Here is a 25,582-nt window from a genome sequence, read left to right on the forward strand (position 1 = left end):
TTAAAAAATGTCGGATTTTACTACAAATTTGCTAATAGTATGTTTAAAATAGGTTGTTTTTAAGAATAGGCAAAGAAAAGCGAAGCGGCTAAAAAACCGCTTCGCAAAGGATCATTTGACGATAAATTCGTGCTGAGCTAGATCGTAGTCGCTCATGCTCTCGTCGTACATGTTCTCCGTGATGACCGCAGGTAGCATGCACTTACCGCTCATGACGACGCGAAGAGGCGTATAAAGCACGTGCGCATCCTTGCTGGCGTCCAAGCTATAAAAGCTCAAAACTCTGTCGTCCTCGATGTTTTGATGCTCGAGAGTTAAAGAGTTTTTCGTAGCTTCAGTTCTTACGTTTGGTACGATGTTTTCGTTTACCACCTCAAGGCAAGGGCTGATCGTTTCGTTTATCACGCCGTTTCTGATAAACTCATTCGTTTTAAGAGAAAGCTTCGAGTAGATGACGTCGTTTACCTTAAGCGCGTTGATATCGATCTCTTTGCCGTCTTTACCGACGAAGGTTCTGTAGATATCAAGCCCTTTTTTGTCAAATTTGTGATTTACGTCTAGCTTTTTGTAGCCTGACGCGCTAACGCCTAGATAGACGGCTGCGCCGTTTTCAGGTACGATAGTGATCTCAGGCTTTTTAGGAGCGATGTTGATAGCTCCGCGACCGTCGAAATTTAGATCGTGTCCGTCGGCGATTAGCTTAAATTTGTTCTCGCTTGAGACGTCTTTGATATAAGCTCTTAGCGCTCTTAGCGTAAATGCGCGCTCCTGTGTCGAATGCAGCTTATCTACGCGAGCGATCAGGTAGTCTGCTAGCTCGTCGCTAAATGCGTTTTTTTCAAAGTGATTGGCGTGCAAAAGTAACATAAAGGCCTTGTTTCTGATCTCTGAGCCAAAGTTATCTGCTAGCTCTTTTTCGCGGTCAAAGGTCGATTTGTTTAGTCCTTTTAGCACTTTTTCGCTCTCTTTATTTAGTCCCTCGTTTTTGAGGATCGCTGCCATCAAGTATCCGTCAAGCGCGCTGTTTTGGTATCTCTTTTGATCGTATAGAGCGTTTAGCTTTGATCTATCGAGTTTCTTTTGCGTGCTTAGGACGTAGGCTGCGTAAAGGGCTTGGAAGTTATCGTTGCTGCCAAATGCCTTTAGCCAGTCGATCGCTTTACTTTTTACGTGGCTATCTAGCGCAAAGCCTGATTTTTCAAGCGTAAATAGCATATCGATAGCGTAGATCGAAGCAAAGTTGTTCGTGTAGCTTAGCTGATCCCAGTAGCCGATGCTGCCGTCTATTTTTTGCATATTGATGACGTCTTGCAAGCCTGCTTCGACGAATCTTTTTCTATCGGCTTCTTTTGCCTTGGCTTCTTTAGAATCGTCTCCGCCAAGCACTAGGAAATTTAGCTCAAAAAGCTTACTTGAGCGTTGCTCGGAGCATCCGTAAGGGTAATTTACGAGCTTGTCGCTATTTGCGCTTAGTACGCCTTTGATAGAGCTTGAAGCGTCGATCCTGATGCGTTTAAACTCCTCGTCAAGCTTAAATGTCTTTTCCACGGTAGCCTGGAAATTTTTAGCGTAGGTACTAAGCGGATAGGCGTGGATGACGTCAAGCTTTTGCGAGTACGTATAGCCGTTTTTACCGTCGTTTGCGGTGAAATTTATATATGATTTACCCGTAGCGTTAGCATCGATGACGAAATTTAATTTCGCGTTTTCGTTAGGTTTTAGCTCGATGCTGTCAACTGCTAGCTGTGCGTTTAGGTTCGTATCTATGCTTAGGGCGACGGTTTTTGGCTCTTTAGTGGTGTTGATCACTCTTAGTGTGTAGTTTACCTGGTCGCCTTGGATCAAATACGCAGTTTGCGTCGGTTTTAGGATGATGTCGTCTTTTACCTTGACGGCATTTACGCTAAAGCCGAGCTTGTCGCCGATGACGCTAAGTACGGCCAAATTTATCTCGGAGTTAAAGTCGCTAGGTACCTCTACGTCAAAGTTTGCTACGCCGTCCGCACCCGCTTTTGCGGTTTGCATTTTGATGTAGGTTTTGACGTTTTTCTTATCGACAGGGCTGGCAAATTTAGCCATTCTCATCTCCATGAGAGCAGCTGCCGCGTCGCCGCCGAAGCTTAGTACTTTGCCGTCTTTTTTAAATCCGCTCAAATTTGCGTAGATGTCATAATCAAGCACGCCGTCGTTTAAAATTTTGTCAAAAAAGTTAAGCGGGCTCTTTAGCTTTTGATTTGTTACTTGTAGCACGCCTTCATCGACCGCAAATAGCGTAACCTCTGCATTTGGCTCAGTTTTTACGGTAGTTTTAAATTTGGAGTTTGACTTGACGACTTTTGGCGCTTCGATGCTGACGTTTGTCGCTCGGTATGATTTGTCCGCTTTTGCATAGACTTTGTCATAGGTTCTAAACGGCAAGACGTCGTTATCGGCTACGCGCATGATGGATGCGGTTACATAAAGTCCCTCAAAATCGAAGTCAAGGTCAAATTTAGCGTTTGCTACGTTGTTTTCTATATTTACGACTTTATACTTTTTGACGTTTTCTGACTCGACCGTGATGATGCCGATGCCGCTTTTTAGCACAGAGCTAACGTCTACGTTTAGCGAATCGCCTTTTTTATAGACTTTTTGATTTAGCTTGATTTTAGCTTTTGCTAGCTCTTTTGTCGGTTGCAACGTGCCGCCGTAGTCCCAGCCGCTAACGTAGATATCTAAATTTGCCGAGTGGCCGCTTAGGATATCGGAAACCACGACTATGAAGTCGCCGCTTTGATTGAAATCATAAACGAATTCGTTACCGCTAAGAGTATCGCTAAAGACCTTTTCGTAGCGTTTGTTCCATTTTAGATAGCCTTCTTTGTCGTAGTTGTATTCCCAGATCGCTTTTTTGATCTCGACGGCTTTTTGTCTATCTTTTAACTCCTCGTCTTTAAGCGGATCGACGCTTACGAAATTTAGCGTTAGTTTGGAGTTTGCGTCGATGTAGGTGTCGTTTGCTCTGACGCCGACCATCACGTCAAAAGGATATACGCTAAAGTCGTTGCTAGCGCTTACATTTTTGCCGTCATCGTTAATGGTAAATACCGCGGTGCCTTTTAAAATGCTTGCGATTTTGCCTTTGTTTTGTAGCTTAAACGCAGTCGCACCTTTGCCCTCGTTGTCTAGAGTGACTGGTTTAGTAAACTGATCTAGGCCGTTTGCGGCGTATTCGCCGTTGCTAAATTTATACTCTTTAAATTTATCGTTTTTGTAATCTTGTTGATATAAATTTAACGCCACGTCGCCTTCTAAATTAGCCGCCGCTCCGCCAAAAAGGTAGTTGCTTTGCAGTTTTACGTCTATTAGATCGTCTAGAGCGTAAATTTGCTTATCTAGCTTAACTTCGTTTTTGATGCGTTGCGGAGTAAAGGACTCGACTGAAAAGTCGTAGCTATCGATGATTTTATTTGCAAAGATCACTTCAAATTTAAACGTTCCGGTTAGTCCCGAGTTTACCGGCTCGTCGAAATTTATCACGCCAAGCTCGGTGGTGTTTACGCCTTTATTTAGGATCACTTTATTTTGCGGATCTCTGATTTTTAGCTTAACGGGCATGTTTGAGAGGCTCTTAAACAGCGCGTTTTTGATGATGATCTCGCCTTTTATGTTTTCCTGCGGGCGGATGATGTTGCTAGCAAAGTGCAAATACGCGCTATACGTTTCGCTTCTATCTTTGGCGTCTAAATTTGACTCCTCGTTTAGGCGTTTGTTTTGCGATAGGGCGATGAAGCTTTGCTCTTTACCTAGCGTTAAAACTGCGCTTGAGACGTCCTTGCCGATGTCTTTTTTATTAAATTTAAATACGCCTTCGTCGTTTGTGATGCCGCTTGCGATGAGATTGTTTTTAGTGGAGTAAATTTTGACGTCCGCGTTTGCGACTACTTCGTTTTTGCTTAAGCGGTTGGCAAATAAAAACACCTCGTCTTTTGAAACCTTCATGCTTAGGCCGATATCGGTTAGATAGACCGCTTTTTGTACGCTTTTGTCTTTGTCGTAGTAGACCGTGACTAGATAAACTCCGTCGCCGCCCTCGGCAAAGTCAAGCTTGATCTTGCTTTTTTGCATTTCGTTCTGAGCGCCGCCGATCTCGTAGTTTTTGCTGGCTACTTCCTCGGCGTAGTTATCCAAAGGAGTCTCGGTAAAATTTAAAAAGTATCTTAAATTTTGCTCTTTTAGCTTTTCGACGACGACTTTAGCGGTGTTTGTGTTTACGCTTTTTATGCCGATCTCGCCCAGGTTAGACATATACGTGCCGCTATCGGTAAACTCCAAAAACGGCTTTAGATCGCCAAAAGCGACGTTAAAGGTGGAGTTTTCTCGTAGCATCGAGTAGTCGTCGCCAAAGCCCTTATAGAAGGTGATTTTGTAGGTTGTCTGCGGTTTGAAGTCTTTACTGGTGATGTCGATATAGTAGTAGTAATACTCGCCGTCGGCGTCTTGGTGGCTAGTGTACTCCATTTCGCCAACTTCAAAGCTATTTACGCCCTCGACCTTGATAAATTTTTTAATATTATCAGAATCTATCCAATCTTTAAGATAGAGTCTAGCCGCTAGTTTGCCGTTATCTAGGCTAATGCCTTCGACTTCGTTTAAAAACATAGTCTTGGCTTTTGGCTTATCGACGAAATTTTCATCGGGATTTGAGACTTTTTGCACGACTTCAAAACTATCGGCCAAATTTATACCCGAAGTATTTTTGAGGTTTTTAGAAACCGAAAATACTAAATTGTCGCCGCTTTCAAGTAACTTTATCTGAAAGCTTTTAGGCGTTTTGGCTACGATTTTATATTTGATGTTTTGTTTGGCTAAATTTTGCTTGTCGTAAATTTTAAAATTCGCGGCAAACTCATCCTCGCTAACCTCGTCATTAAACACCGCTAAAAAGGTATCTCCGGAGTACTCGATCATATTTGATAGCACGAAATCTCCGCCGTAAAATTTAACCTTACTATCGCCTTTTTTGCACGAGTAGCTTACGCCTTTTGCAAGAGGCTTTTTAGGGTAAAAGAAAATCGAGTCTGATCCATACTCAAAGGCTCCCGTTATCTCGGGCGCGCACTCGATTATTTTTTTGTGCGTGACCTTGCCGATGAGAGACTGTTCGTTTTGGGCGTATTTTACGCCAATGCTTACCGAGCCGTCGTCTAACGCCCTGCTTGAACCGTCAAGCGTAAAGGCGCTTAAATTTGCTGCCAAGATGCAGCTTAGGCTTAAGCCGACTAGCTTTAAACGCATTAAAACCTCCTTATTTCGATATTGATTTCGCTTAAATTCGAATTTTCGTCCAGACACCCGAGCTTGTGTTTGCCTTGCGTTAAATTTAAGGTATTTTCGCTCGCGTTGTTTACTTTTTTCCACTCGTTTTCGTCGATCTTGAGATATATCTCATCGCCGATATACGCGTAACATTTTAGCATAACTTTGGTTAAATTCTCATCGCTCAGCAGAATTTGATTATTTGACGGCGTTGCAACGAGAGGTTTATAGCTTTTAAATTTATAGTAACAAGGACTTTCTTTGATATCTTCTTGAGTAATCGCGCCGTTTTTTAGTAAAAATCCTACTTCATCGCCCCTGATACTCTCGCAGATATCCTTTGGCGTAACGCCCTCTATCTGCCAGTCGTCCTCCTTGTCTCTGCACTCTTTAAATTTAAACGCGTCAAGGCAGGTTTTTTGGGACTCAATGCCGCCTGGCGCGCTCATGAAAGATAATTTTTGTTTTTGAGCTAGCAGCTTAAAGATGTCAAAAACCGTGCGAGACGCGTCGCTAAATCCGCTTAAATTTTGCGTCTTTTTGCCGCTAAAGTTGCCAAACCAAACCGCGACCGTGTAGTCGTTATTTACGCCGATCGTATAGATATCGCGCGAACCGTAGCTGGTGCCGGTTTTAAAGGCGATTTGAGGCGTGTCTTTTGCGTATTGCCACGCGACGCCCAGATAGCTTCTTGACGCGCTTGAGAGCATTTTTGAGGTTAGATACGCGCTTTGCGGGCTGATTAGCCGTCCGTAGCCTAGTAGTGTTTTGCCGGCAACCTCTAGCGGTTTTAGCTCGCCGCCGTTTGCGTAGATAGTGTAGAGGTGGGCTAAGCTTAGCAAGCTCATTTCCGCGCTTCCAAGCGCGATACTATCGGCGTAAAATTCCTTTGAATAACTCACCAAATGCACTCTAGAAAGCAGCTCGTAAAGAGAGTTTTCGCCTAGTTTGTTGTTTAGACTAACGGCCGGGATATTTAGGCTAAGCGCCAGCGCCTCGGTCGCCGAGATGATACCGAAAAACCTGCTGTCGTAGTTTTTAGGCACGTACTCTCCGAGGAAAATTTCAGTATCTATCATCTGGCTTTTTGGCGTGATGAAACCCTCGTCGAGTCCTAGCGAAAATATAAATGGCTTTAGCGTGGAGCCCACGTTTCTACTCATCGTTACGCCGTCGTTTTGTCCCTGCGGAGCGTGCCAGTCGTGCGAACCCACGTATGCCGCCACACTCATATTTTTGTTGTCGATTATTATCCCTGCGGCATTGTAGGCGTCTTTTGATTTTAGCGAGGTTGCCGTATTTTTTAGCGCGTTTTCTAGTAAAATTTGCAAATTTAGATCCAAATTTGAGTGCGTAACTCCGTTTTTTAGAGCTTGCGCTGCGTAGTGCCTGGCCTTATAAACGGCGTCGTAGCGTTTGTTTTTAAAAGGCTCTCTTTGTGCCCTTTGAAATGCACTTTGATCTATCACGCCAGCTTTATAAAGCAGCTTTGCGACGCGGTTTTTTAGTGCGTTGATGTTTGATTTTTTATCTAGGCGGTTGGCGTTTGGATTTTTTGGGATCGTGCTTAAAAGTGCGCACTCGGCGATACTAAGCTCACTTAAATCTTTGCCGAAATAAAACCTCGCCGCAGCCGCCGCACCCTCGATATTTCCGCCGTATGGAGCGAGGTTAAAGTAAAAATTTAAAATCTCGCCTTTGCTATAGTGCCACTCAAGTTGAAGCGCGGTAAAGATTTCTTTAAATTTATTCGCGTAGGTGCGCTCCTCTCGCTTCATCATGCGCGCGACTTGCATCGTGATCGTAGAGGCGCCGATACGGTTTTTGTGCGTGAGGTTGTGCGCGGTCGCGCGAATCATGGCGAATGGATTTACGCCGATGTGGTAGTAGAAAAATTTATCCTCAAATAAAATAACGCTATCTTTTAGCGTCTGCGGTATGTTTTTAGCTTCAAATCTCCAAATTTCGTCGCTGCTAGGCCGAAGGGCGACGATCTGGCCGTTTTTATCAAAAAGTATGAACGAATTTTCCCGCTTTAGCGCTTTCGTGTCAAGCGGATACGCAAAGTCAAGCGCCAAAAAAGCTACAAAGCAAAGCAGGGCGACTGCGGCGGAAAATTTGATAAATTTAGCTAAAACTCTTTTCATTTCGCGATTATATCGAATTTGCGCGTAAAATCTCGAAAGATTAAATTTATGATAATTGATATATAATTTCAAATACTAATTTAAGTAAAGGAGATAAAGACATGGAATATAGAGTAGAAAAAGACACGATGGGCGAGGTAAAGGTACCAAATGATAAATATTGGGGTGCGCAGACACAGCGCAGCCACGATAACTTTGAGATCGGCGTAGGGCTAGAGACGATGCCAAAAGAGGTCATAGAGGGCTTTGCCTATCTAAAAAAGGCGTGCGCTCTGGTTAATCGCAAGCTAGGCCGCCTAGACGAGCCTCGAACCGAGGCGATCGCGCAGGCGTGCGATGAAATTTTAAGCGGCAAGCTGGATGGGAACTTCCCTCTAGTCGTGTGGCAGACGGGCTCGGGCACGCAGTCGAATATGAATTTAAACGAGGTCGTCTCAAACCGCGCGATGGAGATTTTGGGGTTAAATTTCCGCGACAAAGCGGCGCTGGACGTCAAAGATGCAAAATTCGTGCATCCAAACGACCACGTAAATAAGGGCCAGAGCTCAAACGACACTTATCCGACGGCGATGCGAATAGCCTTTGTGTTAGAGCTTCAAAAAAAGCTGCTGCCGGCGATAGAAAAGCTTGAAGCGACGCTGGATAAAAAGACCGCCGAGTTTGCGGGGATCGTAAAGATCGGCCGCACTCACCTGCAAGACGCCACGCCGCTCACGCTCGGACAGGAATTTAGCGGCTACGCGCATATGCTAAAGGCGAGCAAGGCGCAGATCCTAGCTACCATGCCGTTTTTGCAGGAGCTTGCTATCGGCGGCACCGCGGTAGGCACCGGGCTAAACTCGCACCCGAAATTTAGCGAGATGGTAAGCGACGAGCTAAACGCGCTAACGGGTACGGCGTTTAAATTTAAATCCCATCCGAATAAATTTCACGGCCTAACCAGCCACGACGCCGAGGTGTTTTTAAGCGGCGCGCTAAACGGTCTGGCGGCAAATTTGATGAAGATCGCAAACGACGTGCGCTGGTTAGCAAGCGGGCCAAGATGCGGTATCGGCGAGATAAATATCCCTGAAAATGAGCCGGGAAGCTCGATAATGCCGGGCAAAGTAAATCCGACGCAGTGCGAAGCCGTCACGATGGTAGCGGCGCAAGTAATGGGCAATCACGTCGCGATCTCCGTCGCCGCAAGCCAGGGAAACTTCGAGCTAAACGTCTTTAAGCCGGTGCTCACGTACAACCTCATCCAAAGCATCCGCTTGCTAAGCGACGCGATGCTAAGCTTTGAGAAACACTGCGCTTGCGGTATCACGGCAAATGCAGCAAAAATCGACAAGCTACTTCACGAGAGCCTAATGCTAGTAACCGCGCTAAATCCGCATATCGGCTATGCAAATGCCGCCAAAATCGCCAAAACCGCGCACCACAACGGCACGACGCTACGCGAAGAGGCGATAAAATCGGGCATACTTACCGCCGAGGAATTTGACGCGTGGGTGGTGCCTGAGGATATGATCGCGCCGAAGGAGTAAACTCGGCGCTTTGCTTTTTGGGCTCGGCGGGATTTGGGCGATTTTGCCGAGCCTTCTTTAAAATCCATAAATTTGAGAGTAAAATTTACGGTTGCGCCTTAAATTTTACTCAAATTTGCCGATATACTTTTAAATTTAAAGGCGCGGCGATGGATGTAAAACTAAACATAAATTTAAACTCGAATTTGATGAGCGTGGGCAAAAGCTCTGCAGCGACTAGCGCGGTAAATTTAAACGCGGGCGCGCTAAATTTAAAAAGCGGCGATAGGGGCGATATCTTGCGCGGCGCGTCAAATTTGCCTAGCGGCGCAAACGAGGCAGAAAGCAGCGCAGATATCTTAAAAAAACAGCTAGAAAAACTACAAAAACGGCTAAAAGAGCTTGAAGCCGCGATAAAGCGAATAAAAGCGAGCAAAAATCCATACGCAAAGGATATGGCGGCCTCGCTCGAGACGCAAAAGGGAGCGGTGTTTGCGCAGATAATGCAAATAAGCGCGCGAATTTTAGAGATGCAAGGCGGCCAGAGTAAAATTTGACGCCGTAAATTTTCATTTCAAATTTTAAAGCCTTGAAACCGATTTAAGAAATAGTGCGATTTTGATTTTAAAATATCAAAATGTAAAAACAATTTATTAAATCTATCTTTTTATACTTTAATTATTTTCTAGAGCTTTCTTTATAAAAATAATGCTAAAATAATAATATACTTAATTATAAAAACTAATTCTTTTACTAAATATAGAATTTTAAATTTTAGTTGTAGTATTTCAATATTTAAAGCTATTTGATAATAATTAAAGACAAATTTACTCTTTTATCAAATATGTCAAAATGCAAATTTCACCCAAGGAGAGAGCATGAAAGATGACGTCCTAGTTAGGATAAACGAGAGGCTTAACGTGCTTGCCGCGCTTCCGACTCTAAAAAACGGATCGATCGGCGAAGCTTTAAAGAAAAGCGGATTTAGCAGGCGCGATTTTATGAAATGGGCGGGCGCGATGACGGCGTTTATGGCGCTGCCTGCATCTATGGCGCCGACCGTAGCTAGAGCCGCCGAGCTTAGCGACAGGCTGCCCGTGATATGGCTACATATGGCCGAGTGCACCGGATGTAGCGAGAGTTTGCTTCGCACCGATGCGCCGAGTATAGATAGCTTGATTTTTGATTACATCAGCCTCGAGTATCATGAAACCGTGATGGCTGCGGCAGGCTGGCAGGCTGAGGAAAACCTAGAAAGTGCGATCGAAAAATACAAAGACAGATACATCCTGCTAGTCGAGGGCGGCATACCTACGGGCGATACGGAAAACTATCTAACGGTCGGTCCTTTGGGTCTTAGCGGACTTCATCACGCAAAGCACGCGAGCGAAAACGCCGCGGCGATATTTGCTATCGGTACCTGTTCGAGCTTTGGCGGTATACAAGCCGCAAAGCCAAACCCGTCAAATTCCGTCGGCCTATCAAAAGTAACCTCAAAACCGGTTATAAACGTCCCGGGCTGTCCTCCGAGCGAGAAAAATATCGTGGGCAACGTCCTTCACTATATACTTTTTGGCACCTTGCCCGCACTTGACGTATTTAACCGTCCGAAGTGGGCTTACGGGCTTAGGATCCACGATCTTTGCGAAAGACGCGGTAGGTTTGACGCGGGCGAGTTCGTGCAGACCTTTGGCGACGAGGGCGCGAAAAACGGCTACTGCCTCTATAAAGTCGGCTGCAAAGGCCCATATACGTTTAATAACTGCTCCCGCGAGAGGTTTAATCAGCACACCAGCTGGCCGGTGCAGGCGGGTCACGGCTGTATAGGTTGCTCGGAGCCTGATTTTTGGGATACGATGGGGCCTTTTGAGGAGCCGATGGCCGATAGGCTGTTTAACACGGTTTTGGGTCTAGGCGCCGATAACGTCAGCGATAAAATCGGCATCGGAGTGCTGGCGCTCGCAGGTATCGGTATAGCAGCGCACGCCGCGATAAGCATTTTTGCTAAAGACAAAGAGGAGGCGTAAAAATGAGCGAGCAAAGAATAGTAATAGACCCGATAACCAGGATAGAAGGCCACCTGCGCATAGAGGTCGTCGTAGATGAAAATAACGTAGTTAAAGAAGCCTACTCGGGCTCGACGCTTTGGCGCGGTATAGAGCAGGTCGTAAAGGGGCGAGATCCGAGGGATGCTGGATTTTTTATGCAGAGGATTTGCGGCGTTTGTACATTTTCGCACTACCGCGCGGGCATCATGGCTGTCGAGAACGCGCTAGGCATCGTCCCCCCGCTAAACGCGCAGCTAACGCGTACTCTGATGAACAACGCCCTTTATATGCACGATCACGTAGTGCATTTTTATCAGCTTCACGGCCTTGACTGGGCGGACGTGGTCTCGGCTCTAAGCGCGGACGTACGCAAGGCTAGTGACGAGGCGTTTAAATACTGCGATACGCCTTATGCGACCGGCGCAGATAAGCTAAAAGAGGTAAAAGAGCGCGTCGAAGCCTTCGTAAAAAAAGGAAATTTAGGGCCTTTTGCAAACGCATACTGGGGACATCCGACCTATAAATTTACGCCGGAGCAAAATTTGATCGTACTTTCGCACTACCTTGAGTGTCTAAGGATACAAAGGACGGTAGCGCAGATGATGGCGATATTTGGCTCCAAAAACCCGCACCCGCAAAGCCTAACCGTTGGCGGCGTGACCTGCGTCATGGACTTGCTAGATCCCGCAAGACTAGGCGAATATCTAACCAAATTTCAAGAAGCGGCCGATTTTATTAACAGGGCGTATTATCCAGATCTCGTCATGGCCGCTAAAGCCTACGGCAGCGAGCCAAGCGTACTAAAGGATGTCGGCGTGTCAAATTTGTTCGCTTATGATGAGTTTTTGGTCGGTAGAAACGAGTATCTAATCCAAGGCGGAGTTATCCTAAACGGCGACATCAGCAAGGTTTACGAAGTGGACGATACTAAGATCACCGAGGAAGCCACTCGCGCATGGTATAAAAACCCAGCCCCGCTACATCCGTACGACGGACAGACCGAGCCAAACTATACAGGCCTAAAAGATATGAAAACATTGGGCGGCAGCGGCAAAGAGGTGGATACTAAGGTCTTTGACGAAAAAGGCAAATACAGCTGGATCAAAGCTCCTCGCTATGACGGCAAACCTATGCAGGTTGGCCCGATAGCTAGTATCGTCGTAAACTACGCCAAAGGAAACGAGCGCGTGGTAAAAATCGTCGATAAATTTTTAAAAGACTCCGGGCTTCCGCTCGAGGCGGTATTTTCTACTCTGGGTAGAACCGCAACCAGGATGCTAGAGGCCAAACTAGTAGCCGATCACGGACTAACCGCATTTAATAGCTTGGTAGAAAATCTAAAAACCGATCAAGAAACCTGCGCGAAATACGTCATAGATAACGGCAAAGAGTATAAAGGAAATTTCCAAGGCAATGCTCCTCGCGGCGCGCTCAGTCACTGGTGCCGTATAAAAGACGGCGTGATAACCAACTGGCAAGCAGTCGTGCCTAGCACGTGGAACGCCTCGCCAAAAGACGCCGCAAACGTACGCGGAAGCTACGAGGAGTGCCTCATCGGGCTAAAGATCGCCGATCTAACCAAGCCGCTTGAGATCATACGAAAGATACATTCGTACGATCCTTGTATAGCATGCGCCGTACACGTGATGGATGCGCGCGGCACGCAGCTGGGCGAATACAAAATCAATCCGAATTTGTGAAAGGAGCGGCTATGAGCGAGCATAAATTTGACCGCAAAAGCGAGTATGAATTTTCCATCGGGCTTAGAGCGACGCACTGGATCAGGTTTTTTGCCATCACTTTTTTGGTGGTGAGCGGATACTATATATCGTATGTTTTCGTTAGTCCCGAGGTTACGACCCAGCCCGTGTTGTTTATGAACGCAAAGTGGCGCGCGGCTCATCAGATCGCGGGATTTGTCCTGATAGCGTGCTTTATTTTCAAACTCTACCTATTTATATTTGATAAATACAGCCGTAAAGAGGTCGTGAGTATCGTCGATTTTTTTAATCCAAAAGTCTGGATAGCGCAGATAAAATACTATCTGTTTTTAGGCCCGCACCCGCATCTAAAGGGCGTTTATAACCCGCTTCAGTTTGCGTCGTATTTTTTCTTTTATCTGGTGCTTTTTCTGATCTGCCTAACGGGCCTCGTGCTCTATGTCCACGTCTATCACGAGGGGCTTGGCGGACTACTTTACGAGCCGATGAGACAGTGCGAGGAGCTCATGGGAGGTCTAGCTAACGTCCGCACGATACACCGCATCTGCATGTGGATCATCATGGTTTTTGTCGTAGCGCACGTGTATATGGCGGTGTTTAACGCCGTAAAAGGCAAAAACGGAGCTATGGACGCCATCGTAAGCGGCTACAAATACGTAAAAGACGAGCACTGATGCGCGTTTTGGTGCTAGGTATCGGCAACGTGATGTTTGGCGACGAGGGCGTTGGGGTACATTTTGTCAAAATAATGGAGCGAAACTACAAATTTAGCCCTAAATCCTCGGCTAAATTTGACTCCGTTTCAAATTTGAACGATAAATTTGGCTCGTCAAATTTAGATGGCGCGAACTCAAATTTAAGCGGCAATCTCGCTCTTAGCGACGGCCCCAAATTTAACGCAGACGGCGCAAATTTGGAGCTAAGATTTATCGACGGCGGTACGCTAGCCATGGCGCTCACCCCGGTTATCGCTTGGGCGGATGTTTTGATAGTTGCCGACTGTATCAGCGCCGAGGGCGGCGAGACGGGGGATGTGTATTTTTTCGGTTACGAGCAGATGCCGCCCGCCGTCTCGTGGAACGGCTCCGCGCACGAGGTCGAGATGCTAGAGACTTTGCGGCTCATGGAGCTTGCGGGCGATTTGCCGCGGACGAAAATTTTAGGTATCGTGCCAAAGCGCATCGAGCCTATGAGCTTTGAGCTCTCCACGCAGGCTATAAAAGGCATAAATTTGATGGAAAAGACACTTTTAAACGAGCTTTCGCGGCTTGGGTTTAGCTACGAAAAGATTGCAAATTTTAGCGTTTCAGACATCGCTTTAGAGTTTTCAAAAAAAGGCGCGATATGATTTTAGCTTACGAGTTTGATTGCACGAGCGAAAATTTCGCGTTTTTTCTTAAATTTTACGCGCAAAAAAGCGGGTTAAAATTTAGCATTAAAAAGGAGCGAGATTCAAGGGCACTTTACACCAAAGGCTCGCAAGATGAGCTTTTGGCGTTTTCGGATATGCTCGCTAGCGCGCTGCCTCACAGCGTGTTTTTGCGCGGCTCAAAGGTCTACGCGAGCGAAAATTTACCAGGCGTTGAAACGAGCGAACCGCAAAATACACTCTCAAACATCACGCCAAGCGTCGTTAGCGCCTACCTAAAAGGCGAGCTAAAAGAGTGCGAAAACGGCGTTTTTAGCGACGTTTGCATTTTTATAGAGGGCAAATTTACTCCAGTGACGAAGGCAAATTTTAACGAGCTTTTGGAGTTTGCTTTTAAAAATTTAAGCGCGGGCGAAAGCGTTAAATTTAAAGATATTAGCGGCGAATTTGAAGCGTCAAATTTCACCGAACTAAACGCAAATTTTAATCTTTTAATGCCGACAAACCTTAAAAATTTGCCTAAAATTTTTATCGCAAATGAAGCCGAGCAGGTAGCGCTGGCAAGCTACGAAAAGCCCGCCGTTACGCTAAAAACGACGGCGATTTACCGCAGTAATCACCCAAGCTCTCCTAGATTTTTTGACGTCTGCGCGACGAGGGACATTTTCATCTACGCGCTTTGCGACAAGCTTTTTAAAACGGGCGTAAATTTTATCGCTTTAAAGGCGCAAAAGCAGCCGTTTAAGGCCGTGGTGCTTGAAAATGGATACATTTTTAGCGGCTCTAGGATTTATTATTCGCGCGCAAATTTGAGCCGGATAGAGGGCGCCGCGGATAAAAATCTAGCCGCTTTTAATCTCGCAAAAAAAGAATTTGACGCAGAGGGCGGGATAGCTAGGATATTTTTAAGCAGGTTTAAAGACGATGAAGTTAAAATTTACCCCAAATTTGATGATTTTAACGTCTTAAATTTCGCCTTGCCCGCGAGTTTTGACGAGCTTTATGCGCAGATAAAGCGCGAGGAGGGCGGCGAGAGATTGCTTCAAAAATACGGCGAAAACTTTAGCCTGCCGCGCGGCGAGCTTGGCGTACAAAACGGCTTTTTCGGGCTATTTTGTATGGCTGGAGCGCTGCTTGGATTTGATAGCGATGCGCAAAAAGCGGGAGAGATTTTACTGCAAAACGCGAGCGATTTTAACGGTGCAAAAGGGCCTAGGCTCGATTTTAAAATGCTAAACAAAACGCATTTTGACGTCGTTAAATTTGCTAGAAGTGGCATGAGCTTTAGGCTCGCTGGCGTCGATGCTAGGCTGCTTAGCTACGGATACGCCGAGTCGCTGGCGTATTTTTTGAGCGATTTTTCAGACTCGTTAAGGCAGGGTTTTGGCGTGCAAAACGCGCTGCTTTGCGGCTCGCTTTTTGAGAACAAAACGCTTGCAAATTTGACGTTAAAGCATCTAAAAACAGGTTTAAACGCCAAATTTAGCAAAGAGTTTTTGATTGAAGAGATGTTTTAAATATGAAATTTCAGGCCTGGTTCAAGGTGTGGGTTTTCGCCCTTTCGTTTATAATCTAGCCCTAAAATTCGGTCTTGCAGGCGAAATTTACAACGACGACGAGGGCGTAAAGCTAACGCTTTGCGGGCAGGGCGAGCAGATAGAAGAGTTTGAAAAAGCGCTACGCGCGGAGCTACCAAGCCTCGCTCGCATCGACGAGATGCGAAAAACCGAGCTAGAGGGCGCGAAATTTGACGACTTTCAGATAGTCGCCTCAAAATCAGCCAAAAAACACGCGCCCATCTTGCCTGATTTTGCCCTCTGCGCCGACTGCGAGCGCGAGTTTTACGACCCAGCAGACCCGAGGTATCATTATCCTTTTATCAACTGTACCAACTGCGGTCCGAGGTTTTCGATTATCAAGTCCCTGCCTTACGACCGCGCAAATACGACTATGAGTGCATTTAAAATGTGCGAATTTTGCGAGGGCGAATACAAAAAACCGCTAAATCGCCGCTATCACGCCCAGCCCGTCTCATGCCCAAACTGCGGGCCTAGGCTTGCTTTAAAAGATAAACTCGGGCGGGTTTTAGCACGGGATAACGAAAGCGCAAAGCAGGCCGCACGTCTCATAAATGAGGGTAAAATTTTAGCCGTCAAAGGGCTTGGCGGATTTCATCTGATGTGCCGTTTAAAGGAGGATACGGTAGGGCTGCTAAGAGAGCGCAAAAAGCGGCCTAAAAAGTCCTTTGCCGTGATGTGTAAAGACCTCGCGCGCGCTAAAAAATACGCTCAAATTTCGCCCGAGGAGCAGCAGCTTTTAAGCTCAAATTTAAAACCGATCGTCGTTTTGCAAAGCTTGCCTAGCGCGCGGGTTCCCTCAAATTTAGCACCCGGCCTAAATAAAATCGGCATATTTTTGCCATACACGGGCGTACATCTTTTGCTTTTTGAGTACCTAGAGGGCGACGTTATCGCTACCTCGGCCAATGTCTCTGGCGAGCCCATCATATATGGTGAAAAAGACCTGCGAGAAAAGCTCGGCGGCGTGATAGATTTTTACCTAGATAACGACCGCGAGATACACTCGCCAAGCGACGATAGTATCGCGTTTGTAGCGGGCGGCGAGACTATCTTTATCCGCACGAGCCGCGGCGTGCATCCCAAATTTATCCGCACTAAATTTAAGAGCGAAAAGACCGTTTTAGCCGTCGGAGCGGAGCTAAAAAACCAGTTTGCGATCTTTAAGGACGGTGAGCTGATGATAAGCCCGTATATCGGCGATCTAAAAAACGTCGCAACCTATGAGCGGTTTTGCGCGCTAATCCAGCTTTTTAGCGAGATTTACGAGTTAAAATTTGACGAGATAGCGGCTGATTTGCACCCGCATTTTTTAAATTTGAAATGGGCGCGCGAATACGCCGCAAATTTTGGCTCAAAAATCACGCAAATCCAGCATCATCACGCGCATTTACTTTCGGTGATTTTAGAAAACGATCTGGACGCAAATCGCGAGTATCTGGGCTTTTGCTTTGACGGTACGGGATACGGCGCAGACGGGAGTGTCTGGGGCGGAGAGATACTAAAAGTGCGCGGAAAAGAGTACGAGCGGGTTTGCAGATTTGACGAAATTTTACTGATCGGCGGCGAAGCTAGCGTGAAAAATATCTGGCAGATTGCTTATGCCGCGATTTTAAAATATGATTTGGAGTGCGAGGCGGAGGCGTTTTTGGCCAAATTTGAGCCAGCAAAGCTAAAAAATCTAAAAATCCTGCACGAAAAGCAAATAAACTGCGTTAAAACCAGCTCGCTTGGACGCATATTTGACGCGTTTGCGGCGGTGATCCTTGGGCTTGATGCCATCAGCTACGAGGGCGAGGCGGGAATGAGCTTAGAAGCGCTTTTTGACGCAAATTTAGACGCTTGCTACGAGTTTGAGATTAGGAGTGACAAAATTTGCTTTAAAGAAGCCTTTAAAAGAGCTTTAAAAGACGATGCAAAAACGGCTGCCACGGGCTTTATAAAAGGGCTCGCAAAGCTCGTAGCAGATGCGGCTTACGCGCAACCTAACGACGTCTTGCTCGCAGGCGGAGTATTTCAAAATAAAGCCCTGCTTGAAAATGTAATTTTAATTCTTAAGCAAAAAGGTAAGAAGTATTACATAAATAAGAACTTTTCGTCAAACGACTCTTCGGTAGCTATCGGTCAAATCGTGCTTACATTAATTTAAATTAAAGTTTTCTGATGTATAATATCTAATAATTTCTTTAAGGAGGCGATAGTGGAAAACATCATAAGATTCAGCGTCTCGTTGCCAAAGCAGTTATTAGACGAACTTGACAACAAAATAAGCGCTCAGGGCTATGCTTCGAGAAGCGAGTTTACTCGCGATTTGATTAGGGAAAAAATAGTAAATGACAGCTGGAAAGACGCAGAAGAGGATCTCATCGGCGTTTTGACGCTCATTTATTTGCACCACCAAAACGACCTCGTCGTGAAAATGATGGACATCGAACACCAGGCAAATTTGCACATCGCCTGCACGACTCACGTCCACATAGATCACGATAATTGTCTGGAGACTCTGATACTTCGCGGTAAAGCGGGAGCTATCGAGAAATTTTCCGAAAAGATGGGCGGACTAAAAGGGGTTAAATTTGCAAAACTAACCAAGGCTGCCGTTCCGCGTTCGTAACGCTTAAGATGCGGGCAAGTCTGATAAGCTCTATCAAATTTGCCCGCAAAAGTCTCTCTTTTATCACGCATTTATCTCTTTAACGCTAAAATTATTAGGATTTATCACTATTTTTATTTCAAGGTTAAAATTTGAAACATATCTCTTTTAAAAATTTCGTCCAAAATGAGGCTAGTTCGGGCATCTTGCTCATCCTTGCCGCGATTTTTGCGATAATATTTCAAAACGGCTTTTTAAGCGAATTTTACAACTCCTTTTTACGCATAAACATGGGCGTGGTTTTTGGCGAATTTAGCCTGCAAAAGCCGCTCATTTTGTGGGTAAACGACGGGCTCATGGCGGTTTTTTTCTTTCTTTTGGGGCTGGAGCTAAAGCGCGAGATAGTCGAGGGCGAAATGCGAAATCCCGCTCAGATCGTGCTGCCTACCGTGGGTGCGGTCGGCGGCATAGTCATGCCAGCGCTCGTTTTTTACGCGTTTAACCACGCCGATGCTTTTGCGCTAAAAGGCTGGGCGATCCCGACTGCGACAGATACGGCGTTTGCGCTGGGGCTTATCATGATCCTTGGCAAAAGAGTGCCGGCGAGTCTTAAAATTTTCCTCGTGACGCTCTCTATCATCGACGACGTTTGCGCGATTTTAATAATGGCGATATTTTACAGCGGACATCTCTCAGCAGTATCGTTTATAGTTGCCGGAGCGGCTACTTTGGGGCTTTTAGCCTTAAATTTAGCCGGCGTAAATAAAAAAGCCTGCTACGTGATTTTGGGCATTATCCTTTGGGTGAGCGTGCTAAAATCAGGCGTGCATGCGACGCTAGCTGGCGTCGTGGCGGCATTTTTCATACCGCTTAAGGCAAAAGACGGCGAGGGCTCGATGCTAAAGCAGATCGAGCATGACTTGCACGGTTACGTCGCCTTTTTCGTGTTACCGGTGTTTGCCTTCGTAAACGCTGGCATCTCGCTAAAAGGTATCGGGCTGGAGCAGATTTTCCACCCCGTATCGCTGGGCGTCATATTGGGGCTGTTTGCAGGCAAGCAGCTTGGGGTGTTTGGATTTTGCTTTCTTGCGATCAAATTTAAGCTCGCAAAGCTACCCAAATACTGCAATCTGGCTCAGTTTTACGGCCTTTGTTTGCTTACTGGTATCGGCTTTACGATGAGTCTTTTTATAAATTCGCTCTCATATCACGACACCTACGAGTTTGCGTACGCCGATAAGCTTGCGGTACTTATCGCGTCGCTGATCTCGGGCGGGGCGGGTTATGCGGTGCTCTACTGGGCTTGGACGACACAGGATAATGAAATGCGTGGAGTAGAAAAATGATGATATTTCATAAAAATTTTCTCGCTGACGAGCTTGCGAAGTGGCGAGAGGACGGGCTAATAAGCGACGAGGCGGCGCGCAAGATAGCGGCTAGATACGATATAAATTTATCGGGCGAAAACGAGCGGCGAAACTTTATTTTAAAGCTCGTCGCGTATCTGTTTTTGGCGCTTTCGCTATTTACGCTAGTTGGCGCAAACTGGGAGGAGCTGCCGCGCGCTGCGAGGCTAATCATAGTGCTTGGCATACTGGCGGCGGTAAATTTTAGCGGAGTTTGGGCGCAGAAAAACGGCAAAGAGACACAGGCTACGACGCTGTTTTTTCTGGGTAACTTCTGCTACGGCGCGGCGATCGTTTTAGTCGCGCAAATTTACCATCTAGGCGAGCATATGCCAAACGGCGTGCTGCTGTGGGCGGTGGGAGCTTTGGCGCTTGGGCTTGCTACGCGCAAGTCCATCATCACGCTTCAGGCTCTTATTTTGGGGCTTGTTTGGTTTTTGATGGAGTTTGAGTTTAGCGGCGTTTCGCACGGATTTTTGCTGTTTATCATAGCTTCGGCTGCGGTGCTTTGGCGCGACGATTCGCGGCTGCTTACGGGCGCGCTTTTTGCGAGCGTGTTTGCTTATATCGTCTCTTTTGTACTTTACGAGCGATATTTCATGACGGATCTGCGCGTGGACGACGCGTTTTACGGCGTTCATTTTTTTGCGCTTAGCTACTGCTTGCTCGCTGTTTGCGCTTCGTTTTTGCTTGAGAGAGCGGGTAAATTTGAACTCGCGTTTTATCTCAAAACCGTCGGCATCGTCTGCGGCGCGGGCATCTTGTGCTTTGATATGTCGCTTTACGAGGATTTGCATTTTTCGCGTCCGTGGTCTTACGGCGCCCAGAACCATGAGAATGTTTTAAACGGCGTTATATTTTTAAAAAGCGTGTTCGGAGCTCTATTTGCCGCATTTTGCGCGGTATCTTTGGGGCTTGCGTTTTACTTTAAAAAATACGCCGCCGCTGTCGTCGGAGCGCTTTTGGTCGCGCTGCCTTTTATATTAGACGCGTTTGCGGACTACGAGGAGGGCGTGTTTTCGCTCATCGGCGTTTGCGTCGCGGTCGCTCTCATCAAGCAAAATAATATGAAATTTGGCATCGCGCTCATCTTTTGGGTGGCGTTCGTGCGATATGTCGATCTGGTTGGCGATTACGTCAGTGCTAGCGCGCTGTTTTTGGTGTTTGCGCTGGTCGTGCTTGGGGTCTCTAGGATATCTAAAAAAAGGAGCGCGAGATGAAACTAAAGCTGATTTTTGCCGCCGCGGTATTTCAAATTTTAGCCGTGATCGCGATGCTTGCGTATGCGTACGCGCCGATATATTTTGGCAAAGAGATCTTGCTGCAAACTACACTTTACGACCCGCGCGATATGTTTCGCGGCGATTACGTGCGCCTTAGCTACGGCTTTGCGGGCATTTACGAGCTGGATAAAAGAGACTCGAATTTGAGCAAAAAGCAGCAGCTGCACGGCTCTAAAATTTACGCTATCTTAAAGCATGACAAAGACGGCAGGTATAAATTTGACAAATATAGCTTCGAGCGGCCTAACGGCGGGACGTTTTTAGCCGGCAGAGTTGATTATAATACCGCAAATTTCGGCATCGAAGCCTTTTTTATGCCGCCTAAAAAGGCGCAGCAGATGGAGCGAGATATGATGGAGTTTAACGCCACCGCCGTCATCAGCGTGATGGATAACGGCAAAGCTCGTATCAAGGATATCGTGCTAGAAAAACCAAACGCGGGCGAGTCTAGCAAGCGTTAAATTTAAGGGCGGCTGGAGTACTAAATTTGACTAAACTTACCCGAACTCAAATTTAGCCCTAGCCTTCAAATTTGACGCTGCTTAAATTTGAGTCAAATTTGACCCGCCTCGCAGCTACCATAAAAATCTCAAAATATAAATAAAACGCAACGAAATAATATCTGCAAGGTATGAAACTAAAGCAATTTTTTAACATCTAAGAGTATAATAACCCCAAAAATCGCTAAGGAGAAACAAAATGTGTAAAGATTGCGGATGCTCGCTGGGTGGGCACGATCACGCCCACACTCATGCAGACGGCACGACTCACTCGCACGCTCACGATCACGGCGCCGAGCACGGACACGGCGCGGCTCACGAGCATAGTCACGGCCACGCGCACCCTGCGCTAAACGACAGTAAAACCGTCGAAGTGATAACGAAAATTTTATCCCAAAATGACGAAGAGGCCGCGCACAATCGCGCTCATTTGGACGAGCACGGGATTTTATGCGTAAATCTCATGAGCAGCCCCGGCAGCGGAAAAACCACGCTTCTTGAAGCCACGATAAAAAGCGGTAAATTTAAAATCGGCGTCGTAGAGGGCGATCTAGAAACCAACCAAGACGCCGACCGCATAATAAAAGCAGGCGGCAAAGCCCATCAGATCACGACCGGGCAGGCATGTCATCTCGATGCCTTTATGGTGCACGAGGGGCTTCATCATCTGCCGCTAGAGGGCCTTGATATAGTTTTTGTTGAAAACGTCGGCAACCTCGTTTGCCCCGCTAGCTACAACGTTGGCTCGCACTTTAACGTCGTGCTGCTCTCAGTACCTGAAGGCGACGATAAAGTGGCTAAATACCCGGTCATGTTTCGCGCCGCCGATCTCATCGTGATAACCAAAACTTCGCTATTGCCGCATTTTGAATTTGACGTGAAAAAAGTCGTCAAAGAGGCTCGCAAGCTAAATCCGAAAGTCGACGTCATCGAACTAGACGCAAAAACGGGCGAAGGCATGGAGAAGTGGCTAAATTTCTTAAAATTTAAAAAAGAGCTTAGATAATGTGCCTCTCAATCCCGTCAAAAGTGGTCGCGATCGACGAAGATAACGTCGCTACCGTCGAGACGCTAGGCGTGAGTCGCCGCGTGAGCCTCGATCTCATCGCCGAGCCCGTAGCCGTGGGCGAATACGTGCTCATCCACGTCGGCTACGCGATGGAAAAAATCGATACGAAATTTGCGCTAGAGAGTATCGAAATCTACCGCCAAATCGCCAAAGATATGCAAAGCGGACAAATCAGCGCGGACGAAGGCGACGCCGGGCTAAACAAGCTATATCAAAATAATAAGGAATAAAAGTGGAAGCTATTGCAAGTAGTTTTAAAAGGATTGTTTCTGACGAAAATTTTTTAGAAGTACCGTTTTTTCAAAGAAAGTATGTTTGGAAAAAGGAGCAATGGGAGCAATTATTTGATGATTTAAAAGCCAGTGCATTAAGTAGGAAAGAACATTTTTTGGGTTCTGTAATTTTAAAAAGAAATAGTGGAAATAGAAATTTTGCAAACATAATAGACGGGCAACAAAGAATAACAACATTTTCTATCCTTATAAAAGCAGCATACGATGAGCTAAAAGATGAGCAAAAGAAGCATTTTGATCCTCTGCTTATAGAAGACTACACTGATAATGATCCAAAAATAAAACATTGCAAAGTTGATCGTAAAATTTATACTCAAATAATACAAGGAGCTTATTCTAGCGGTCAAAAAAAATGAAAAAAAACCTTAAAGAAGGTTTGTTGGACTGTTTAGAGTATTTTAAGATTAGAATTAAAGAAATAGATGACGTGTTTGATTTTTTGAAATTTATAACTGATAAATCAAAGCTTTTTGTAAAGGTAAATTTGGAGTCTACAGAAGATGAGCAAAAGATATTTGACTCAATTAACTCCACTGGAATGCCTTTAAATGCAACTGATATAATAAAAAATGCTCTTTTTGATAGGATAATTAAAATCTCAGATGAAGAATATGCCTTGGATTTATACGATAAATATTGGCGTAATATTTTTGAGCATGACGATAAGTGCTTGCAGTTTTGGGATTCACAGATAACGACAGGAAGAATCAAGCGTTCACAGAGTGAAATTTTTCTTCATGCTTTTGCTTTAATAATAGGTATTTTTGATACCGATAAACATTCGCTATCGGATTTAAGTTCTGTTTTTAAAATATATATTCAAAATAAGAGTAGAGAGGAATTAAAAGATTTTCTTGTATTGTTGGCTATGTATGCTCAAGCTTATCAAAAACTTCCACAAATTACACAAGATATTTTGTTTGATTTTGATGAATATGAAAATAGATTTTTTCACTTAGGTTATTGTTTTGGTATTAATTCTTTTTTGCCGCTCGTTCTATTCTTAAAACAAAATTTAGAAGAAGATGAATATAAAAAGGCGTTTTATTTGCTTGAGATGACTATTTTATGTGTGTCTGAAACCAAAAATTACAATAAATTTGTGGCGGATATAATTAGTAATTTACAAAATGATTTAAAAAATACTTATATATATATTAGGGATCAAATTAAAAAATATTATGTAAAATTCTTTGAACGTAGTCAAATAGAAGAATGGCTGAATAATATAGAAAATAACGATGCAAAAGTTATTTTATTTTGGATAGAACTCTATAGACAGCGTGAAACAAAAGACTATAAAGACAAGACTGGTTTATATTACGTTTATACCCTTGAACACTTGGCGCCTCAGAAATGGCAGGAAAATTGGAACAATATTTTTGAAAGTGAAGAAGAAGCTGATAAATTTATATATAAAATAGGCAATATGACGCTTTTAAAAGGAAAATTTAATACTGCTTTACAAAATGCTACTTGGGCATACAAGTTGAATGGAGACGATAAATCCAAACATTACATTAAAAAATATGCAGATTTGACTATTAATAAAGAATTGCTTGATATTGAACAGTGGAACAAGGCAACAATAGAGAGAAGAAGTAAAGAGCTAGCCGATGATTTTTATAAAATTTGGGATGTGAATATCTTCTTAAAAGAAAAACAATGAATCTAATCAATGATTTTCGCGATAAAGAGCTTATTTTAGCGCTTTCCAAACTCATCAAAAAAGAGAGCGTAAAGCCGCTAAATATCATGGAAATTTGCGGCGGACACACGCACTCGATCATGAAATTTGGCCTGCCGCAGCTAGTTGGCGAACATATAAATTTCGTCCACGGCCCGGGCTGTCCCGTCTGCGTGATGCCAAGGAGCCGCATCGACGAGGCTATCAAGCTAGCCCAGATGCCAGGCGTGATCCTCTGCACTCTAGCCGATATGCTCAGAGTCCCAGGCTCCTCGACCAGCCTGCAAAAGCTGCGCGGCGAAGGTTGTGACATCAGAGCGCTATATAGCCCGCTAGACTGTATCAAAATCGCGCGCGAAAATCCCGAAAAGAGCGTGATATTTTTTGCGATCGGGTTTGAGACGACGACGCCTATGAGCGCAAATTTGGTCCAAAAAACGCTGGAGCTCGGGATAAAAAATCTATTTTTCCATATAAATCACGTTACGGTCCCCGCACCCGTGCGAGCGATCCTAAACGACGAAGACGTCAAGATCGACGCATTTTTGGGCCCTAGCCACGTGAGCGTGATCACGGGATATGGCATCTACGAGAGCATCGCTGCGGAGTATAAAAAACCTATCGCGGTTAGCGGATTTGAGCCGCTTGATCTGATGGACGGCATCCTAAACCTCGTCCGCCAGCAAAACGCGGGCACGCACGAGGTCTATAACGAATACGCAAGAGTCGTCACGCGCGATGGCAATCAAAAAGCAAAAGCGCTCATAGAGGAGTTTTTTGAGCCGTGCGACTTCTCGTGGCGCGGTCTTGGCGTTATCTCGCAAAGCGGTATGAAGCTGCGCCCCGAGTACGCCGAGCTTGACGCGAGGGTCAAATTTGACTGCAGCGTGCAAAGCAAAGGCGAGAGTAAAGCCTGTATCTGCCCCGAAATTTTACGCGGGCGAGCAAAACCTTTTGACTGCAAAATTTTCGCTAAAGCCTGCACGCCAAAAACCCCGGTTGGCTCGTGCATGGTCTCTAGCGAGGGCGCATGCGCGGCATACTACAAATACGGCGACGTCAAAAGCGCGGGCTAAAAGGAGG

General features: G+C 45.5%; 19 protein-coding genes. 17 read left to right on the forward strand and 2 right to left on the reverse strand.

Annotated features, from left to right (window positions below):
- Positions 1-111: 111 nt before the first annotated feature.
- Positions 112-5,277 carry a FixG Ig-like domain-containing protein gene (locus Q0394_RS11345; protein WP_298947742.1) on the reverse strand — a complete coding sequence of 1,722 codons (5,166 nt, stop codon included), beginning with the start codon at positions 5,275-5,277 and terminating at the stop codon, positions 112-114.
- Positions 5,277-7,445 (reverse strand): penicillin-binding protein 1C, encoded by a 2,169-nt coding sequence (gene pbpC / locus Q0394_RS11350; protein ID WP_298947744.1) that lies wholly within the window; start codon positions 7,443-7,445, stop codon positions 5,277-5,279. The genes Q0394_RS11345 and pbpC overlap by 1 nt, the downstream gene beginning before the upstream one ends.
- 101 nt (positions 7,446-7,546) lie before the next feature.
- Between pbpC and fumC the strand changes: the two genes are divergently transcribed.
- From fumC to hypD, 17 genes are all read left to right on the forward strand, one after another.
- The gene (gene fumC / locus Q0394_RS11355; RefSeq protein WP_298947746.1) at positions 7,547-8,974 is read left to right on the forward strand and encodes a class II fumarate hydratase; all 1,428 of its coding nucleotides are present in this window, start codon (positions 7,547-7,549) and stop codon (positions 8,972-8,974) included.
- Between the two features lie 149 nt (positions 8,975-9,123).
- A complete protein-coding gene (locus Q0394_RS11360; protein ID WP_298947748.1) occupies positions 9,124-9,510 on the forward strand; it encodes a hypothetical protein in 387 nt (128 codons plus the stop codon).
- Positions 9,511-9,831: 321 nt separating this feature from the next.
- Positions 9,832-10,980, forward strand: a complete 1,149-nt coding sequence (locus Q0394_RS11365; RefSeq protein ID WP_298947749.1) for a hydrogenase small subunit — start codon at positions 9,832-9,834, stop codon at positions 10,978-10,980.
- Positions 10,981-10,982: 2 nt separating this feature from the next.
- Entirely contained in the window at positions 10,983-12,701 is a 1,719-nt protein-coding gene (locus Q0394_RS11370; protein ID WP_298947751.1) for a nickel-dependent hydrogenase large subunit, read from the forward strand.
- 11 nt (positions 12,702-12,712) lie between these two features.
- Positions 12,713-13,396, forward strand: a complete 684-nt coding sequence (gene cybH / locus Q0394_RS11375; protein ID WP_002947950.1) for a Ni/Fe-hydrogenase, b-type cytochrome subunit — start codon at positions 12,713-12,715, stop codon at positions 13,394-13,396.
- Entirely contained in the window at positions 13,396-14,070 is a 675-nt protein-coding gene (locus Q0394_RS11380; RefSeq protein ID WP_298947753.1) for a HyaD/HybD family hydrogenase maturation endopeptidase, read from the forward strand. The genes cybH and Q0394_RS11380 overlap by 1 nt, the downstream gene beginning before the upstream one ends.
- Positions 14,067-15,608, forward strand: coding sequence for a hypothetical protein (locus Q0394_RS11385; RefSeq protein WP_298947755.1), 1,542 nt, complete (start codon positions 14,067-14,069; stop codon positions 15,606-15,608). Before Q0394_RS11380 ends, Q0394_RS11385 begins: the two co-directional genes overlap by 4 nt.
- Positions 15,592-17,817: a carbamoyltransferase HypF gene (gene hypF, locus Q0394_RS11390; RefSeq protein ID WP_298947757.1), complete on the forward strand. Its 2,226-nt coding sequence runs from the start codon at positions 15,592-15,594 to the stop codon at positions 17,815-17,817. The genes Q0394_RS11385 and hypF overlap by 17 nt, the downstream gene beginning before the upstream one ends.
- A gap of 51 nt (positions 17,818-17,868) precedes the next feature.
- Complete coding sequence (nikR, locus tag Q0394_RS11395; protein ID WP_298947759.1) at positions 17,869-18,282, forward strand: nickel-responsive transcriptional regulator NikR; 414 nt, start codon at positions 17,869-17,871, stop codon at positions 18,280-18,282.
- A gap of 131 nt (positions 18,283-18,413) precedes the next feature.
- Complete coding sequence (nhaA, locus tag Q0394_RS11400; RefSeq protein WP_298947761.1) at positions 18,414-19,607, forward strand: Na+/H+ antiporter NhaA; 1,194 nt, start codon at positions 18,414-18,416, stop codon at positions 19,605-19,607.
- Positions 19,604-20,887, forward strand: coding sequence for a DUF2157 domain-containing protein (locus Q0394_RS11405; RefSeq protein ID WP_298947763.1), 1,284 nt, complete (start codon positions 19,604-19,606; stop codon positions 20,885-20,887). The genes nhaA and Q0394_RS11405 overlap by 4 nt, the downstream gene beginning before the upstream one ends.
- Entirely contained in the window at positions 20,884-21,411 is a 528-nt protein-coding gene (locus Q0394_RS11410) for a GDYXXLXY domain-containing protein (protein ID WP_298947765.1), read from the forward strand. The genes Q0394_RS11405 and Q0394_RS11410 overlap by 4 nt, the downstream gene beginning before the upstream one ends.
- A 238-nt stretch (positions 21,412-21,649) precedes the next feature.
- The gene (gene hypB / locus Q0394_RS11415) at positions 21,650-22,456 is read left to right on the forward strand and encodes a hydrogenase nickel incorporation protein HypB (protein WP_298947767.1); all 807 of its coding nucleotides are present in this window, start codon (positions 21,650-21,652) and stop codon (positions 22,454-22,456) included.
- A complete protein-coding gene (locus Q0394_RS11420; protein ID WP_298947769.1) occupies positions 22,456-22,749 on the forward strand; it encodes a HypC/HybG/HupF family hydrogenase formation chaperone in 294 nt (97 codons plus the stop codon). Before hypB ends, Q0394_RS11420 begins: the two co-directional genes overlap by 1 nt.
- A gap of 2 nt (positions 22,750-22,751) precedes the next feature.
- Positions 22,752-23,168 (forward strand): DUF262 domain-containing protein, encoded by a 417-nt coding sequence (locus Q0394_RS11425; protein WP_298947771.1) that lies wholly within the window; start codon positions 22,752-22,754, stop codon positions 23,166-23,168.
- Positions 23,165-24,481: an HNH endonuclease family protein gene (locus tag Q0394_RS11430; protein WP_298947773.1), complete on the forward strand. Its 1,317-nt coding sequence runs from the start codon at positions 23,165-23,167 to the stop codon at positions 24,479-24,481. The genes Q0394_RS11425 and Q0394_RS11430 overlap by 4 nt, the downstream gene beginning before the upstream one ends.
- Positions 24,478-25,575: a hydrogenase formation protein HypD gene (gene hypD / locus Q0394_RS11435; RefSeq protein WP_298947775.1), complete on the forward strand. Its 1,098-nt coding sequence runs from the start codon at positions 24,478-24,480 to the stop codon at positions 25,573-25,575. The genes Q0394_RS11430 and hypD overlap by 4 nt, the downstream gene beginning before the upstream one ends.
- Positions 25,576-25,582 lie beyond the last annotated feature (7 nt).

Source organism: uncultured Campylobacter sp. (assembly GCF_938039205.1).
Lineage (GTDB): Bacteria > Campylobacterota > Campylobacteria > Campylobacterales > Campylobacteraceae > Campylobacter_A.

Excerpts from the sequence above, each read along its gene's own strand:
- Q0394_RS11385 (WP_298947755.1), top strand. The coding sequence starts at position 14,067 with ATGATTTTAGCTTACGAGTTTGATTGCACGAGCGAAAATTTCGCGTTT.
- Q0394_RS11365 (WP_298947749.1), top strand. The coding sequence starts at position 9,832 with ATGAAAGATGACGTCCTAGTTAGGATAAACGAGAGGCTTAACGTGCTT.
- Q0394_RS11380 (WP_298947753.1), top strand. The coding sequence starts at position 13,396 with ATGCGCGTTTTGGTGCTAGGTATCGGCAACGTGATGTTTGGCGACGAG.
- Q0394_RS11430 (WP_298947773.1), top strand. The coding sequence starts at position 23,165 with ATGAAAAAAAACCTTAAAGAAGGTTTGTTGGACTGTTTAGAGTATTTT.
- Q0394_RS11360 (WP_298947748.1), top strand. The coding sequence starts at position 9,124 with ATGGATGTAAAACTAAACATAAATTTAAACTCGAATTTGATGAGCGTG.
- Q0394_RS11420 (WP_298947769.1), top strand. The coding sequence starts at position 22,456 with ATGTGCCTCTCAATCCCGTCAAAAGTGGTCGCGATCGACGAAGATAAC.
- cybH (WP_002947950.1), top strand. The coding sequence starts at position 12,713 with ATGAGCGAGCATAAATTTGACCGCAAAAGCGAGTATGAATTTTCCATC.
- hypD (WP_298947775.1), top strand. The coding sequence starts at position 24,478 with ATGAATCTAATCAATGATTTTCGCGATAAAGAGCTTATTTTAGCGCTT.
- hypB (WP_298947767.1), top strand. The coding sequence starts at position 21,650 with ATGTGTAAAGATTGCGGATGCTCGCTGGGTGGGCACGATCACGCCCAC.
- Q0394_RS11370 (WP_298947751.1), top strand. The coding sequence starts at position 10,983 with ATGAGCGAGCAAAGAATAGTAATAGACCCGATAACCAGGATAGAAGGC.
- Q0394_RS11345 (WP_298947742.1), bottom strand. The coding sequence starts at position 5,277 with ATGCGTTTAAAGCTAGTCGGCTTAAGCCTAAGCTGCATCTTGGCAGCA.
- fumC (WP_298947746.1), top strand. The coding sequence starts at position 7,547 with ATGGAATATAGAGTAGAAAAAGACACGATGGGCGAGGTAAAGGTACCA.
- Q0394_RS11410 (WP_298947765.1), top strand. The coding sequence starts at position 20,884 with ATGAAACTAAAGCTGATTTTTGCCGCCGCGGTATTTCAAATTTTAGCC.
- Q0394_RS11405 (WP_298947763.1), top strand. The coding sequence starts at position 19,604 with ATGATGATATTTCATAAAAATTTTCTCGCTGACGAGCTTGCGAAGTGG.
- pbpC (WP_298947744.1), bottom strand. The coding sequence starts at position 7,445 with ATGAAAAGAGTTTTAGCTAAATTTATCAAATTTTCCGCCGCAGTCGCC.